Source organism: Sporosarcina sp. NCCP-2222, assembly GCF_023168145.1.
Taxonomy (GTDB): domain Bacteria; phylum Bacillota; class Bacilli; order Bacillales_A; family Planococcaceae; genus Sporosarcina.
Genome location: NZ_BQYK01000001.1, coordinates 1 through 15,137 on the forward strand (window position 1 = coordinate 1; position 15,137 = coordinate 15,137).

At 41.5% G+C, this 15,137-nt stretch carries 16 protein-coding genes and 1 pseudogene; 4 read left to right on the forward strand and 13 right to left on the reverse strand.

The features are described 5' to 3' along the window. On the reverse strand, positions 1–231 hold a 231-nt coding region (locus NCCP2222_RS00005), incomplete at its 3' end, for a transposase (protein ID WP_248508350.1). Positions 232–302: 71 nt separating this feature from the next. Continuing rightward, on the reverse strand, positions 303–743 hold the full coding sequence (locus NCCP2222_RS00010; RefSeq protein ID WP_248508352.1) for a hypothetical protein: 441 nt from the start codon (positions 741–743) through the stop codon (positions 303–305). A 113-nt stretch (positions 744–856) separates the two neighbouring features. Here NCCP2222_RS00010 and NCCP2222_RS00015 point away from each other — a divergent pair, with 113 nt between their 5' ends. Then, positions 857–1,423 (forward strand): metallophosphoesterase family protein, encoded by a 567-nt coding sequence (locus NCCP2222_RS00015; RefSeq protein WP_248508353.1) that lies wholly within the window; start codon positions 857–859, stop codon positions 1,421–1,423. A gap of 854 nt (positions 1,424–2,277) precedes the next feature. On the opposite strand, the gene NCCP2222_RS00020 is transcribed toward NCCP2222_RS00015, so the two are convergent. The 4 genes from NCCP2222_RS00020 to NCCP2222_RS00035 form a co-directional block, all read right to left on the reverse strand. Continuing rightward, positions 2,278–2,607, reverse strand: coding sequence for a four-helix bundle copper-binding protein (locus NCCP2222_RS00020; protein WP_248508355.1), 330 nt, complete (start codon positions 2,605–2,607; stop codon positions 2,278–2,280). A 79-nt stretch (positions 2,608–2,686) separates the two neighbouring features. Further along, positions 2,687–3,322 (reverse strand): O-methyltransferase, encoded by a 636-nt coding sequence (locus tag NCCP2222_RS00025; protein WP_248508356.1) that lies wholly within the window; start codon positions 3,320–3,322, stop codon positions 2,687–2,689. Further along, positions 3,309–3,629, reverse strand: coding sequence for a hypothetical protein (locus NCCP2222_RS00030; protein WP_375709140.1), 321 nt, complete (start codon positions 3,627–3,629; stop codon positions 3,309–3,311). Before NCCP2222_RS00030 ends, NCCP2222_RS00025 begins: the two co-directional genes overlap by 14 nt. Before the next feature lie 119 nt (positions 3,630–3,748). Next, entirely contained in the window at positions 3,749–4,537 is a 789-nt protein-coding gene (locus NCCP2222_RS00035) for an MBL fold metallo-hydrolase (RefSeq protein ID WP_248509732.1), read from the reverse strand. Between the two features lie 184 nt (positions 4,538–4,721). Between NCCP2222_RS00035 and NCCP2222_RS00040 the strand changes: the two genes are divergently transcribed. The 3 genes and pseudogenes from NCCP2222_RS00040 to NCCP2222_RS00050 all read left to right on the forward strand — a co-directional run bounded on the left by NCCP2222_RS00040 (position 4,722) and on the right by NCCP2222_RS00050 (position 7,915). Next, the gene (locus NCCP2222_RS00040) at positions 4,722–6,176 is read left to right on the forward strand and encodes an alanine/glycine:cation symporter family protein (RefSeq protein WP_248508358.1); all 1,455 of its coding nucleotides are present in this window, start codon (positions 4,722–4,724) and stop codon (positions 6,174–6,176) included. A gap of 76 nt (positions 6,177–6,252) precedes the next feature. Further along, a pseudogene (locus NCCP2222_RS00045) lies at positions 6,253–7,223 on the forward strand (helix-turn-helix transcriptional regulator). A 62-nt stretch (positions 7,224–7,285) separates the two neighbouring features. Next, the gene (locus tag NCCP2222_RS00050) at positions 7,286–7,915 is read left to right on the forward strand and encodes a type 1 glutamine amidotransferase family protein (RefSeq protein ID WP_248509733.1); all 630 of its coding nucleotides are present in this window, start codon (positions 7,286–7,288) and stop codon (positions 7,913–7,915) included. 31 nt (positions 7,916–7,946) lie between these two features. Here the strand turns inward: NCCP2222_RS00050 and NCCP2222_RS00055 are convergent, their stop codons facing one another. The 7 genes from NCCP2222_RS00055 to NCCP2222_RS00085 all read right to left on the reverse strand — a co-directional run bounded on the left by NCCP2222_RS00055 (position 7,947) and on the right by NCCP2222_RS00085 (position 14,957). Continuing rightward, positions 7,947–8,477, reverse strand: coding sequence for a D-glycero-alpha-D-manno-heptose-1,7-bisphosphate 7-phosphatase (locus NCCP2222_RS00055; protein ID WP_248508360.1), 531 nt, complete (start codon positions 8,475–8,477; stop codon positions 7,947–7,949). 76 nt (positions 8,478–8,553) lie between these two features. Continuing rightward, positions 8,554–9,354, reverse strand: coding sequence for a VanW family protein (locus NCCP2222_RS00060; protein ID WP_248508362.1), 801 nt, complete (start codon positions 9,352–9,354; stop codon positions 8,554–8,556). 296 nt (positions 9,355–9,650) lie between these two features. Next, positions 9,651–10,637 carry a ketoacyl-ACP synthase III gene (locus NCCP2222_RS00065; RefSeq protein WP_248508364.1) on the reverse strand — a complete coding sequence of 329 codons (987 nt, stop codon included), beginning with the start codon at positions 10,635–10,637 and terminating at the stop codon, positions 9,651–9,653. A 237-nt stretch (positions 10,638–10,874) separates the two neighbouring features. Beyond that, positions 10,875–11,510, reverse strand: coding sequence for an NAD(P)-dependent oxidoreductase (locus NCCP2222_RS00070; RefSeq protein ID WP_248508366.1), 636 nt, complete (start codon positions 11,508–11,510; stop codon positions 10,875–10,877). 16 nt (positions 11,511–11,526) lie between these two features. After that, positions 11,527–11,964: a GNAT family N-acetyltransferase gene (locus NCCP2222_RS00075; protein WP_248508368.1), complete on the reverse strand. Its 438-nt coding sequence runs from the start codon at positions 11,962–11,964 to the stop codon at positions 11,527–11,529. 33 nt (positions 11,965–11,997) lie between these two features. Beyond that, positions 11,998–12,417, reverse strand: a complete 420-nt coding sequence (locus tag NCCP2222_RS00080) for an HXXEE domain-containing protein (RefSeq protein WP_248508370.1) — start codon at positions 12,415–12,417, stop codon at positions 11,998–12,000. A 260-nt stretch (positions 12,418–12,677) separates the two neighbouring features. Next, positions 12,678–14,957, reverse strand: a complete 2,280-nt coding sequence (locus NCCP2222_RS00085) for a carbohydrate-binding domain-containing protein (RefSeq protein ID WP_248508378.1) — start codon at positions 14,955–14,957, stop codon at positions 12,678–12,680. Positions 14,958–15,137 lie beyond the last annotated feature (180 nt).

Sequence of the window (15,137 nt, forward strand, 5' to 3'; positions counted from 1 at the left end):
GGATGTGCCCTGTTCAATCATGTAATTGAGTACGTCCAGTTTAAACTGTTGTGTGTAATTTGTACAAGACTTACTAAAAGCTTTGGCACCATGATATTCGTATTGTTTGACCCACTTAAGGATGGCTTTATGATCTGTCTCTAAAGACTTAGCTATTTCAATTGAACTTTCTCTGCCATTTAAATAACGATTAACTGCTTGTAACTTATCTTCTGCAGTAAATTTAGCCATAGAAAAACTGCACCTCCAATTGTTAGATGGTGTCTAACAATTGGGGTGCAGTTCATTGATTGGGTTTTCTGCTATCTTACTTGTCTATAGATTCTCAGCTTTTCAAGATTTTTCAGGTGTAATGCTTCCCGATTCAACTCCGTTAGTGACAGCTCAGTCACTTGAACGGGCTCCAAATCTTCTTCTCCTGCCCAGGCGGTAAAGAACTCAACAACAAAACTCCGATTAACCGCTTCTTTTACATAGCTTAGCAAGGTACTTAGACACTTCCTATCGAGCTCATTCAAATTAGTTTTGTTGGCCCCGAAATCACCTCCATTGGAATAGACTTCATACTGATAGGGATACGACAAGTTGTCAGGACCTTTTCCATCTAGAAGTTTCACTGTGATGGACGCCTCCGCTACTTCCGATTCAAATGTCAAATGCCCCTTCCCTGATTTCTTTTTCTCCTCTCCAAATACTCCGGAAGGTAGCGGAGATTTTGAGGATAAATAATAAAACTGTGTCATTCGATGTCCCCTCCCAGCTTCTGAATCCATTTGCTAGCAAATTTCACTGCATGGTATTTGAATATTCCATCATATGATATAATTTAATACAAAAATAAAGAAGGTGTGCAACTGTGAAAGTTGGAGTAGTGACAGATATTCATGGGAATTCTCCTGCCTTACATGCCGTCCTTGGAGAACTGGATAATCAGGATATTGACCATATTTACTGCCTGGGGGATATGATTGGAATTGGCCCTAATACAAATGAAGTACTTTGTACTTTGTTCGAAAGAGAGGATATTTCAATGGTCACCGGCAATCATGATGAAGCCGTTTTAGCTCTGCTTACTAATGATGAATATCCATCAAGCCATTCACATGCCAGAGAACATCATCAATGGATAGCAGATCGCTTGGACCAAGATTTCATCCATAAACTGAAGAGGCTGTCCCGTATTATTAGTCGAACGATCGATGGACATTCGATCCTGTTTACACATTATCACATCCAACCGAACAAACTAACAGCTCCGATAAGCAATGATCCGTTCAGCCGCATTGTGGAGCCAAGTCTTTCTCATGTCGCTGCTATGTTTAGGGACAACAAGGAAGCCTTAATCTGTTTTGGACATCACCACCCCGTCCACTTTTTTAACAATGAGAGGACAATCTATTTAAATCCTGGATCTTTAGGTTGAAACTCAAGACCGACAGCTCCCTATGCAATTGTTGAAATTACTCCCCAAAAAATCGATATCCACCTCGATGAAGCTGTTTATGATAATAAAACGTTTTTAGCTTCATACGAAGAATTGCGAGTGCCACAGCGTTATTTCCTTCTCCGTTCTTTTCACGGGAATCAACTTAACGTATAAAATACAATTTAGTTGAACTTCATGATAATTTCTTTATTAGGAAACTACCCTTATCTTAAAATTTATGTGCTGACGGAAAAGTAAAGAATGTTCATATTTAAAAAAGTGGATGTGATTTAAATTGAAAAGAAATATATGTTTTATTATTGGAATCCTGATTCTGGCCATCCCGATATTTTGGATCTGTAATATTCTAACTCCAGCACATGGTGATGAATCAGGAAATGGGAACCCAGCAATGTTATTACTCCCTATTCTTGCTTGTATGTTTGTTTATCTAGTCTATTTAACGGTAACAATATGTAAACATTTTAGTATGAAACCCGCTGTATTTACTATAGGAATGACGGTAACGTTACTTCACTTGGTCATTTCGTTACTTTACCAAAGAAGTTCTTTCTTACAATATAAATCTCTATTGGCGGAAACATATAAAAAAGATGTTGGGCATATAGATTGGAGCTACATTGAGACGATCATTTCTTTTATGTCCCTGCATGTTAACAGTCAATATTTTAATACAAATACTTATTTTATGTTTTTATCCTCTTCTCTCTTCCTCTCTCTACTGATCGTTTATAATAAGCAAGTGAAAAATCATTGATTAGAAGGATGGTACTTTTTAATGAATACATCAAAAAACACTCAGTAAACCTGAGTGTTTTTTGAGTACCACACTACGCCGCAGTCATTTCTCGGCAGAGAGCAGCGCATTTAAAACAGACTTCTGCGCAACGTTTGCAATGGTCGTGATCGTGCTTCTCACATTCTTCTGCACAGCGTTCACAAATAGTGGCGCAAAGTGACATGATGTCTTCGATAAATGGACTATTACGAGAAATTGCTTGCGCGGTGTATGCACAAATATCTGCGCATTCTCGATCAAGTCGGATGCAGCCCGCCATCATTTTGACATCCTCTTCCTTCAAGCATGCGTCATAACAAGAATTACAAGCCTCTAAGCACTCCAAGCAGATCCGATAACAATCAGTGTATTTAGACTCCATATGGTTCACCTCCGAGAAGTTTTACTCATTCTCTTCCCTTACAGAATCCATTCAAACCAATAGGAGCAAACACCTTTTATTATTTCACTCGGGAAACCGTCATTCCGTCACCGATTGGTAAAAGGATCGATTCTAATTTAGGATGATTTGCCACATGTTCATTGAACTCCATCATTTGCTCAGTATACCGTTTTTTCGGTTCAGCCAGCTCTGCCACCGAACCACCTGCTAAAACATTATCGGCCACAATGAGTGCTCCGGGAACTGCCAATTCGATACATGCCTCCAAATAGTTCTTATAGTTTTCTTTATCCGCATCAATGAAAATGAAATCAAATGTCGTCCCTTCGGCCTTTAATTCTTCTAAACTGTCAATGGCTGGACCCGTTTTGTAAGTTACCTGCTCTGCATATCCTGCCTTCGACAAATTTTGATGCGCCAGTTCAGCAAAAGCCGGCTCTAGTTCCAACGAAGTTAGATGACCAGCACTCCCGAAGCCTCTTGCAAGGCAAATACCACTGAAACCCCCGAGCGCTCCAATCTCCAGTACTTTTGTAGCTCCTGTTATGGCAACAAGCATTGTCAGTAGTTTTCCCGAAGATGGGGAGACAGAAATAGATCTCATCCCATTTTCCTTAATAGAAGCAAGCACATGATTTAGCACGTCATCAGTCGGCGCAAATAGTTGATCAATGTATGAATTAATGCTCTTCATTTTTGTTTTCCTCCTTTATCTCTTGTTCCATCGAGGCCTCTGATGCTGTCGTTTCTCCCTCCTGAATTTCAAAGAGATTTTTGTATTCGTCGATCACCAGATCAATAGCTTTTAACTCACCAATCAGTATTTGCTCGATTGATTGGAATTCGGTTTTTTTCAATTGGTCCGCAATTGTCCCCCTCTTTACTTGAAGGGTTTCTAAAAACGCAAGTACTCGTCCTCTTCGGAATGTTTTGGCACCGCCACGAGATGGACCGCCTTCTCTTCCTCTCCGTCTTTCTCCTTGTTGATGACCATTTCTCAAAGAATCAACCTCCAGTTGTATACAATTATATACTATTTTATTCATTGTATACAAACGCATACAAAAAGTAAATAAAAAACCTTGCCCAGAGAAAACTCTTGCAAGGTAAAAGGCGCTTATTAAAATTGAACGCAAAATTGCTCAAAACGATGTATTCCCGTACCATGACGCACGAGATTTCTATTTTCCAAATACTCCACTGCTGACTTCACTTCAGTAAGGATGCCAGGCTCCAAACCAATTGTATTATGGCCACCATAAATTTTCGTTACGTTTGGCATGCTTGTCAATTTCTTTAATGACTGCACTAGTGCAACCGGGTCGGTTGTTGGGAAAAATGCATAAACTGGTGTTTCATCATATAAAAGGTCTCCAGTAAATAAATAACCACGGCTTTCATCAAAAATGGATATATGACCTGGTGAATGACCTGGTGTATGGTATATCACTACATTTCTATTGCCGATATTTATTTCATCTCCATCTTGCAATGTCCCTGTAGGTTTTCCGGTGAACGGAGTGTATGTTTCCGGATTAAAAGTGGATGGCACAGGAATTGTGATATCTCTTGCCACATCCTTTCTGATTTGCTCAATCGACAGCTTTTTAATTCCGTTAATTAGCCAGTCCTCTTCTTCCGCATGAACGTAAATTTCTTTATACTCTCCATGACTCCCGATATGATCCCAGTGAACATGTGTAGTTAGGACAACGATCGGTAAATCAGTTAGCTGGTCGGTTATTCGTTTGATATTATCGATGCCGAGTCCCGTATCAATTAATACAGCCTTGTCCTTGCCTAACAGCAAATAAGAATGGACTTTCTCCCAATGCCCATATTCGCTAATCGCAAAGGTCCCCTCATCAATTTGAGTGACTGTAAACCATGAATCTTGAATTCTCATCATCCTCATTCCCTTTCCTGCTATCTTAATTTTCATTTCTAGCAAGTAGTTGTCATGGTTACCATATCACAATACGAACATGCGTTCAATTTTCTTCTAAAAAATTATTTTTTCATTGAATTAAAGTTAAATCATCCTCATAAAATAGTTCAAACATTTCAGATAACAAATAAAGGAGGCAAGGAAAATGGAAACTATCTTAGAAACAATTGTGGACTGGCTATGGGGATTGCCGCTCATTTTTACCGTGTTATTCGTTGGACTTTACTTTACGATCGGAAGTAAATTCTTTCAGTTTGGCTATTTACCGCATATTTTCAAAGCAACTTTCGGCAGGTTATTTACGAAGAAGGATCGTAATCAAGAGAAAGGGATATTAACCCCATTCCAGGCAGTGAGTACTGCGATTGGCGGAAGTGTTGGAGTCGGCAATATCGGAGGGGTAGCCACCGCAATAGCAGTTGGAGGTCCGGGAGCCGTGTTCTGGATGTGGGTGACCGCCTTTCTCGGAATGATGACAAAAACGGTGGAAGTTTCGTTAGCTGTCCATTATAGAAGTACGGATGAAAAAGGAAATCCTTATGGCGGGCCTACGTATTATATGGAAAAAGGGTTGGGTGAGGAGAAAAAGTTTAAGTTCTGGAAAATTCCTGCATTCCTATTCGGTATCGGCATTTTCACAACCTTTTTCATTACACTGCAAAACTACACAGTCTCCGAAGCGGTCAACTCAACATTTAAAATCGGCATGATACCTTCGTCGCTTATTTATGTCACTCTTATTTATGTCATTATTTATGGAGGCATTAAGAGAATCGGAGAAATCGCTTCAAAGCTCATACCTTTTATGAGTATCTTTTATATTTTGGCGTCATTATTTATCATTCTCAAGAATTTTTCTGAAATAGGCCCAGTATTCGGTTTGATTTTCGAAAGTGCGTTTTCCGGCATGGCAGCGGTCGGCGGATTCACAGGTGCGGTTATAGCCCAAGTGATTCGGATGGGTGTCGCACGCGCCGTCTATAGCAACGAAGCTGGATGGGGTACTTCCCCAATGATTCATTCCACAGCTAAGACAAACCATCCGATAAAACAAGGAATGTGGGGAGCAATTGAAGTTTTCATCGACACGATCGTCATTTGTTCGATGACAGCTTTCACCATTATCATTACCGGTGCGTGGTCTTCAGGACTGGATGGAGCCGCTCTGACTTTATCCGCTTTCGAAACTGGAATTGGAGAATCTGGAAGGATAATTCTCACCCTTTGCGTCTTTTTATTCGGTTTAACAACGACGACTGGCTGGTATACGTATTACGAAATCATCTTGCGCCATCTGTTCGGCGGGGAAAAAAAGATCAAAACCAAAAACAAGACGCTCAATTTTTATAAGTGGCTTTATCCGATTCCAGGGCTTCTCATGGTCGTATACGCGGTCGCCTATGATCTGCCAGGCAAAGCCGTCTGGTATTTCGCAGATATTACGACAGCCATCCCGACTTTTATCAATCTCGTCATACTTTTAATATTGAGCAAAAAATTCTTTGCCTTGCTGCGCGACTATAAGGCCAGACACCTAAACATCGGAACAGTCGATCCTAATTTTCATGTCTTCTATGAGGATAAATTGAAAAAGAAATAAGGCGGATTCCAGCATTCACACAATCTGAGCAACTCACAAGGTATAATAGTGAAAATGCCAGAATCGGAGATGAATTATGCCTACAATCGACAATATGCTCGCCATTCTATGGATGCTTCGTTCAAGTGAGAAAATCACAGCGCAACAAATTGCGGAGAAACTGGAGCTGAATATACGAACGGTCTATCGCTATATCGATACCCTTTCGACAAGTGGCGTGCCAATCGTATCTGAACCTGGTCATCATGGCGGCTATAGCCTAGTAGATCATTTTAAGGAAGCACCACTTTTTTTCGATGCTGAAGAGCAAACTTCCCTCATCCATGCGGCTCGCTTTGCCCAAGAAGCTGGCTACTATGGCGGGGATGCGCTCCAAAGAGCGATGGAAAAGCTCCGCAACTATGTGAATGAAAAACAGGAAAAACAAATAAACATGTACGCTTCCACTCTCGAAGTCATGAAGGGATACGGCTACCATTCAACCGAGTCATCTTTAAAGGATTTGGAACTAGCTGTTGCTAACTGTTTATCGGTAACCATTCAATATCCTGTAAAAGATAACGGACTGCCATTAGATCGGTTGATCGATCCGTACAAAGTAATCTTTTGGAATTCAAGATGGTACATCATCGGATTTTGTCATCTGCGGCAGCAAAACCGCAGTTTCCGAGTCGACCGGATACAAAGCTTAACTGTTACCGACCGATCATTCAGTATGCCGAAAGACTTTTCTCCGCAAACTTTTTTATGGAAAACCTTCTGCCGGCATTGCCAAGTGAAGGAATTGAAACTGTTTGCCTTGAAGGAAAGCCTAAAGTGTTAGACGATCTTTGCAGGCATTGGTTTTTAACTCACTACGTTCAAAAACGCGAGGATGGCCGTGCTGTCTTTCTTCTGGATTATGAGATGATTAATACGTTTGTTCCTTACCTTCTCTTACCGTATGGCACATCCATTCGAGTGATTGGTCCAATAAGTTTACAAAAAAAATTAATTGAGGTTCTAACCGAATTGCTTCATTTCCATCAATCTTCTTCCCTTCCCTGACAGTAGCTGTCAGGGAAGTTTTTATATAATGGGGCATATCAAATGGAATTGGAGTGTTTATTATGGAGCCAAAAAGAGCATATTTGTATGTATTTGACTCGATGTCTGACTGGGAATACGGGTATTTGATTGCTGAATTGAACTCAGGAAGATTTTTCAAAAAGGGTATGAACCCCATAAAAGTTGTGACCCTTGGATTATCAAGAGAAATGATTACGACGATGGGTGGATTGGTCATTAAACCTGAGTTCATACTTGATGAATGCACTTTTAGAAGTCAGGATTTGATTATCCTACCCGGTGGCAATACGTGGGGAGATGCAATGCATATGCCAATGCTAGAAAAAGCCACGGAAGCTGCAGAGCATGGCACACTGCTGGCGGCGATTTGCGGAGCGACCATTGGACTTGCGGATATCGGGTACCTGGACACAAGAAAACATACAAGCAATGATCTGGCTTATTTAAAAATGGTCAGTCCTCAGTATAAAGGTGAATTGTATTATGAGAAAGAATGCGTAGTTTCAAGCGAAAATTTGATAACCGCTTCGGGGATTGCCCCTTTGGAATTTGCCAGAGAGGTTCTGTTGTCTCTGGATGTCTTTCAGACAGATCCATTGACTGCATGGTATGAGTTAAATAAAACTCAGCAGCCGGAGTATTTTTTTCAGTTAATGAATACAATCGAGTAAAACAAAAAAAGCCTCGCGGCAACGCGGGCTTTTATTTGTTTTGCATATCTTGAATCATCCATTCCACAGCACTCGGCAAGTCCGGAAAAACAGCATCCGCAAGCGGGTCGGCCGTCCCGAGGAAGACACCTTTCGTTCCAGCTTTTTTGCCGGCCATGACATCTGTGTCCGTATCTCCGACCATATAGGATTTCGACAAATCCACGTTATATTGTTTTGCTAGATCCTCAATCAGCTTGCTGCTCGGCTTGCGGCAAGCACATCCCGATTTCGGTTTATGCGGACAGTATACTACATCATGGACAATAGCATCTTCCTTCTTCAATTCCGCTACCATATGGTCGTGTATTGCTTGAAGCTGAGTTTCTTTCATAAAACCGAGACCGACACCGCCTTGATTTGTCACGACAAAAATATAGTCAAAATGAGCATTTAGCTTTTTTATAGCTGCCTTCACGCCGGGTAGGAAATAAAAATCTCTCGGATGGTTAACAAACTTGACCCGGTCGGTGAGCACTTCATTAATGACTCCATCCCGATCTAAAAAAACCGCATTTTTCATTTGTTTCCCTCCTTGATGTTATCCGGAAAGCTCCGTTTCTCATGAATCATTTATTCGAGTTTACATAATAATATTATTATACTCCGCACAATTCAAGCTCGTATTTTACTTCCGCATTGTTCTTCAGCAACATTTCTTCGCTGATAACATCGCCTGTTCTTTTATCAACAGTTTTCCGCCAAATTTCGTTCCGCCGATAATTTTTACCATCCTGCTGATAAAAGGCATGCTCTTTTTCAATAATATGATAGGAAAAGGATAATTCAACGTTGGAATAAATGGCTCCCTTTAAATGACGATCTGTCAGCCATAATTTGATTTGAAATGTATTCTCCGTCTCATTTTTGAAACGCAAATCTACATAATTATAAAAAACGCTCGCCCCGCTGCCGAATGGCAATACACGGTCTTCGTCCGGAAAAGGATCGAAGCTATGATGATGTCGTTCCACAACTGTGAGCGGCGTATGCAGTGCCATCCAATACAATAAGTTGGCAAGCTGACAAACGCCACCCCCGATTCCAGTTTTCACTTCGCCTCTCGAAAGTTGCATTCCCTCAATATACCCTTTTGCCTTCGTTGCACGTCCAACAACTCGCCAAAACGAAAACACTTCTCCCGGTCGAATAACGATTCCATCAATAGCTTCAGCAGCTATTTTAAGATTAACCACTTTATTCTCCTGCAATCGTGGATCACTGCTGCCAAGCTTTCGCCGCAATAACGATTGGTGTTTCTTGCAAGTAAACAGATACGTGCTCTCATCTTTCCTTTTGGAAAACATTTTACGATCCTTCATATCAGCTAGAGAGCGGAAAAATCTTTTTTGTTCTTTCCTTGCATGATAAAAAACTGGATGCAATTCGGATAATCTCATGTTCATTCTCCCCTTAGCGAATCCTAATCATTCCTATTCGCTAGTTAGGCAATTGATTCCTTGTTATATATATTATTCAGTCCTTTAAAAATCGGGTGATGCACACGTTATTTCCGTCGCAAACTTATTCAAAATAACAATAAACTTCTTTAGCAATTTAGATATCAATCATGTAGAAAACGTCACTTACAAAAAAATATGCGGTTGCTTTTTACAACTACCGTTGTCGCTACTATGGCGTTTGAAATAAAATTGTCGGTGATAACAGTAGTACGGATAAAAGTAACGGTGTGTCATCAATCGACTTCCCATTTTATGAGCAGTCCCGCATGTGTCAGGCCGCCGCCGAACCCGTAAAGTAATAATAGATCACCATTCTTTACTTTGCCCTCTTCAATTCCAAGCTGCAAAGCTAAAGGGATAGAAACGGCTGAAGTGTTGCCAAAATATTCGACGCTTGTTAATGTTTTCTCTAAAGGTATGCCGGACTTTTCGCAGATTGACTCGATCATTCGCAAATTGGCGCTGTGCGGCACGAACCAATCGATTTCATCAAGACCGATATTTGCCTTACGTACTATTTCGCTTATCCCAAGAGGAAGTGTACGGGATGCCCATTTATATACCTCTCTTCCGTTTTGGACAATTTTTCCTGATGCACTTATAGACATTCCATTCATAGAAGAGGATAAGTTCGTCCGATAAAGTTGTTGGCCACCTTTACCATCAGTTCCCAAGTGACTTGCGATAAAGCTCGGTTTGTCTTCTTCTCTTTCAACCAAAATAGCTGCCGCCCCATCACCGAATAAAATACAAGTCGTTCGATCTGTATAATCTGTCACTTTCGATAAAGTTTCTGTTGCTACCACCAATACTTTCTGGTGAAGGCCAGACGTGATCAAACCGTTCGCCAGATGAAGCCCATACGTAAAACCAGCACACGCGGCATTGACATCTAACGCTCCTGCCTGCTTAATTGCAAATTGCTCCTGAATTTGGGAGGCTACACTCGGAAACACAAAATCAGGGGTTGTTGTTGAAACGAGGATGTAATCAACATCACTCAAGTCTTTGCCATGCTGATTGATCAAGCGGTCAATGGCCTTGAAAGCTAAAGACGAGGCAAACTCCCCGTAATCAGCAATCCTTCGCTCCTTCATACCCGTCCGCTGACGAATCCATTCATCATTCGTTTCGACCAGTTTCTCTAAATCCTCGTTTGTCATTCTCTTATCCGGTACATACGTCCCGATTGCTGTTATTTTTGCTTTGGATTGGTGCATTATAGACACTCCTTCTTATTATCTAATGTTAGTACCTAGTACTAATTGAAAGGTAAAAATTTTTATAGGTTCTTCTGAACGTTTTGGTATTTAAAATTCAAATAACACCAAGTATTAGTACTTGGTCTTAATATTAAATCAATAGAACCTATTATTCAAGTTGTACTTTATTAAAAATAGTAAAACTAGTCATCCTAGAAAGAATGACTAGTTTCAATTTGCTTGATTATTTTCAGCTTACTTTCCAGCAATAAAAGGCGTTTGACGGTAATAGATCTTCTCATCAATCTGGCCAACAAGAAAGTGTGCGATATCACCGTTTGTAATTTTGCTGCCAGGCATATCGATCAAGTTTTCCCGGATGTCTCCTTTTTCTGATCCTTCGACGACAAAGGGCAGACGGACAAGCGTCCAATCCAAGTCGGATTGCTTCAGAATATCGTGTTCTTTACGTTTATCAATCATCATTTTTGCAAAGAAAACTTCAAACAGCTTTGCTCCCAATCGATTGATGAAGCTTTTTTGGTCTCCATCAAGCGTCAGAGAGCCACCAGTCACACCAATATATCGTTGTATTCCATGGTCTTTCATGCTAACTAAAATGAGCTGTGTCACTTCACTATAGGATGGATCCGCCTTCGGGGGCTGCCCGAATGCGTTGATGACAACATCGCAGTTGCGAATCGTCTCCCGTATCGATTCGGCATCCAGTGCGTCACCAACTATCAGCTCCATGGAATCCTGTCTCTTTTGAATTCGATCTGGATTCCTGACGAGCATTCGTACGGCAAAGCCTCTTTCCAGGGCTGTCTCCGCTATGAATTTCCCCACTTTGCCTGTTCCACCAATGATCGCGATGCGTTTCTCATACATTCGAACTTCCCCCTTCTCAATCCAAGCTTTTTGAAAACCCGGAACTTCTCACGACGTACCCGTTTGCTTCGTAAAAGGAATGGGCCGCCGTTCGTTCTTCCCGGTTGCCGCTATTTAACGCGATACTATGACAATCGTTTCTTCGGGCCCATTCTTCTACCGATTGCAGCAGTAATGTGCCGATTCCGCGTTTCCGAAAGTTTGAATCAACGACAAATGCTAGAATCCTTGCATAACTGCCATCCCTTTCAAACTGATACATTTTGCAAATGCCTGCAAAACCAATCACCTTACCCTCATCCTCAGCGACTAAAGAATGGTAGGATGGCTGTTCCCCAAGCAACTTGAATCGTTCTTGAATTGCCTTGTATGAGCTTGGATAGCCCAGTTCTTTAAAAAGCTTTACAAGCGCTTCATAATCTCGTATCTCCAGGCTACGTATGACAACATTCATTAATTTTCCTCCTACCTAAGTATTTCAGTTTTGTTAGAACAATTCTGACATTAAGTATATGCAATACGGCGTCACAATCAAGAGGGATGTATATAGACCAGGTGTATAAGACTTTAAGATGATTGTCTGCAGTAGATGAATCGCATTGTGGAGCAGCACAACAATCAAAAAGGTTCCATATAAAATGGCTGCCCAGTCTGTTTCCATAAATTGCACTTTAATAAACGTAATGAACGAAGCAGTTAGGAATATGAAGAAATCTCGTTTTGCAAACTGATAGGAACTGATGTGCCAAAACTTCCAAATGGCATAGCCTATCTTACGATCCAAGCGTCTTACTTGATCCTCCATCCGGGTCGACCAGTTTTCCACTGCAATGATCTCTTCAAAATCATGAATCATAAAAATAATGACAAATAGCCAAATGGCATTTGTCAGTTCAATTTGAAACAAACCTCCACCACCTTGTTGTGATTATTCTCTAGCATTCTCTCAGACGAAAAGCCCCTCCGGTTAATCATAACCAAACGGGCTAATTACTTCCATTTTCAACTGGCGTATAATACTAAATTGAATTCTTCCTTCAAAGAAACCCACGATTCATACAGTATAATATAATATGCATATTTGTTATAACAATAAAAACATGCTCCTTTGCTTCATCATACAAAGGAGCATAATTTCTATTTAAAGCTATAGTTCCGTACTATATATCATTCTTTAGATTCTTTACTAGTTCCCCGTTTCGGTAATGAAACGCCAAGTTCCTCGAGTTTCTTGTCCGCTTCTTCCTGTGATAAAGTACCTTCCCTCATTTGTTTCATAATCCCTTGTACTTCCTGCTTCGTTTCATCATCCAATCCTTCGAACATTTCATTCGGTCTTTGCCCTTGCGGACGATCCATACCTCCTGGTGCGAATCCGCCGCCAGGTCCACCATTCCCACCTGTTGTCACACCTGACTCATTCAGCCAAGTAGCAGATTCTGAGATCTCAAAGCTGACCACTTTCGTGCCTTCTTGGTAGTTTGTTTCTGTATAGAAACCGTCTTGCACTGTTCCTGTTGCTTTGCCGCTAGAATAGAGCGTGTACGTTTCCCCTTTCTTCAGATTTTCGGTACTGATCAAAACGGACGAAAATTCAACCTTCGGTGCAAATGTCGCCATGCTGTTGCCTTGAGAATCAGCCAAATGAATTATAGTGCCAGCTGCCTGAACGTCAGTGAATGTCATTACAATCGAGTTCTGGCTCGAACTTTCTGAAGGGGCCAACGCCATTCCGGAGCTTCCTGCCGTCAGCAACGTGCCTCCGCTCAATTCAAATGTCTCGTCATAATCCAAGGAACCGTTGCCGTTGTCTGTCGGACCATTGACGATAACTGTCCCGCCCGTCATTTGAATAGAGCCATTCGAATCAAGCCCGTCTCCATCCGTGACGATGGAAATATACCCGCCTTGAATAACAAGTGCTTTGTTGTCCTCAGTTTCGCTCGAACTATCTGTTTGCTCATTCGTTTGTTGCTGTGAATCCCTATCAGGATCTGATTGATCAACAGCAGTTGCTTTTTTCTGCTCTCCCGGTTTACTTGGAGAATCGCCAGACGCTGGCATTTCTCCTGTATTGCCCGACGCATCCCCTGCTGCCGGCATATCTTCAGGACGTTCTGGCATTTGATTTCCCGGCATTCCAGGAGGCATTCCACCTCCGCCAGGCATCCCAAATCCTGAACTGTCATTCCCTCCACTCACATTAATGCCATCATCACTCGATACAATGTGAATGTCTCCATCGATAATCGTAATACGATTGCCTTCGATTCCTTCGTAGCTTTTCTGAATTGAAATCGTCCCACCAGCCGTCACAACAGAAGAGTCCGCATGGATACCATCGTCACCAGTCTCTATATCAAATGAGCCATCTATAATTGTTACACTGTCATTGCTATGAACTGCATCATCCAGGGAATCGATTGTAAATGTGCCTCCACCAACTGCGAGTTGAACTGCCGCCTTTATCCCTTTAGTACTTGGTGTATCTGAATCTTTTTCCGCACTTTCGGTCATTCCCCACGGATCTGGTCTTTGTTCACTTGCTTGGATAGAGTCGGGACTTCCCCCTCCTGTTTTTATTGAGAAGGTACCGTCCATTACATATAACGACTTGGCTGCTTGTACTCCGTCGTTGGCTGCTGTTATCTCAAAGTGCCCCCCTTGGATAGCAATTCCACCATTTTCTTTTTTCTCATTCGTCGATTTAATGCCGTCGCCGCCAGCTTGGATTGTAATGGAACCATCCTTTACGCCCACAACATCCCTACCGACTATGCCATCATCGACCGCTTCGACCTCAATTGTACCGCTAGTTATTTTCAGATCATCTTTACTTTTAATACCATCATTCATATTTCCGACAACGCGGAGAGAACCTGTCCCATTAATCGTCAAATTATCTTTACTGAATAAAGCCGCGTTTGGTTCCCCTTCGGACGACTCATCCAATACATACTCCTTTGCGTCTGTCAGTGTATTTAAGGTACCATCTTCTAAAGAAATGATCGTATTTGCCGCATTTTGAATAAAGACCGGAGCGGATATCTCCGACTTGATATCTACTCCATTAAATACAAGTCTCACGGTACCTTCATCTTCTGCATCTACAACGATTTGCCCGTTATCCCATGTTCCGCTAAGAACATACACACCGGAAGTTTTGATTGTCAGCTTCCCCTCGCTAGCCAATATTGACTGGGATTCGCTGAAACTCGCCTCGTTCCCATCAAGCTCAATATACGTCGGATTATCGTCCTTCCACTCACTGTACTCATCGGCTTCTTGATACGTAACCAATTTCTGCATTGCCTCTTTCATCTCTTCACTCGTCATGACGAGCGCCGACTCTTCCTGCGAACTATTTTCCACTTGTCCTTCATTGCATGCAGCTAGAAGAATCATGGAAAATGAAACAGCCGTCATTTTACTCCATTTGGATATCATTATCCAACTCCCTTTCCCTTGTACATTGATGTTCCATGAAATCATTATTCGTATCGAACCTTAATCCAACCTTAAAGTAGAGGGGATAAAATATTTTCTTGCATTCCGTTCATCCGTTCCTGTACTATTCAATACATAAATCCGGGGATAAGAAGGTGAAAGTGAATGAAGTTATTAGTC

What these genes read in the sequence shown, in the direction of transcription:
- NCCP2222_RS00055 (WP_248508360.1), bottom strand. Translation starts at nt 8,477, where the DNA reads ATGAAAAATGCGGTTTTTTTAGATCGGGATGGAGTCATTAATGAAGTG.
- NCCP2222_RS00065 (WP_248508364.1), bottom strand. Translation starts at nt 10,637, where the DNA reads ATGCACCAATCCAAAGCAAAAATAACAGCAATCGGGACGTATGTACCG.
- NCCP2222_RS00070 (WP_248508366.1), bottom strand. Translation starts at nt 11,510, where the DNA reads ATGTATGAGAAACGCATCGCGATCATTGGTGGAACAGGCAAAGTGGGG.
- NCCP2222_RS00010 (WP_248508352.1), bottom strand. Translation starts at nt 743, where the DNA reads ATGACACAGTTTTATTATTTATCCTCAAAATCTCCGCTACCTTCCGGA.
- NCCP2222_RS00025 (WP_248508356.1), bottom strand. Translation starts at nt 3,322, where the DNA reads ATGAAGAGCATTAATTCATACATTGATCAACTATTTGCGCCGACTGAT.
- NCCP2222_RS00085 (WP_248508378.1), bottom strand. Translation starts at nt 14,957, where the DNA reads ATGATATCCAAATGGAGTAAAATGACGGCTGTTTCATTTTCCATGATT.
- NCCP2222_RS00035 (WP_248509732.1), bottom strand. Translation starts at nt 4,537, where the DNA reads ATGATGAGAATTCAAGATTCATGGTTTACAGTCACTCAAATTGATGAG.
- NCCP2222_RS00020 (WP_248508355.1), bottom strand. Translation starts at nt 2,607, where the DNA reads ATGGAGTCTAAATACACTGATTGTTATCGGATCTGCTTGGAGTGCTTA.
- NCCP2222_RS00075 (WP_248508368.1), bottom strand. Translation starts at nt 11,964, where the DNA reads ATGAATGTTGTCATACGTAGCCTGGAGATACGAGATTATGAAGCGCTT.
- NCCP2222_RS00050 (WP_248509733.1), top strand. Translation starts at nt 7,286, where the DNA reads ATGGAGCCAAAAAGAGCATATTTGTATGTATTTGACTCGATGTCTGAC.
- NCCP2222_RS00060 (WP_248508362.1), bottom strand. Translation starts at nt 9,354, where the DNA reads ATGAGATTATCCGAATTGCATCCAGTTTTTTATCATGCAAGGAAAGAA.
- NCCP2222_RS00040 (WP_248508358.1), top strand. Translation starts at nt 4,722, where the DNA reads ATGGAAACTATCTTAGAAACAATTGTGGACTGGCTATGGGGATTGCCG.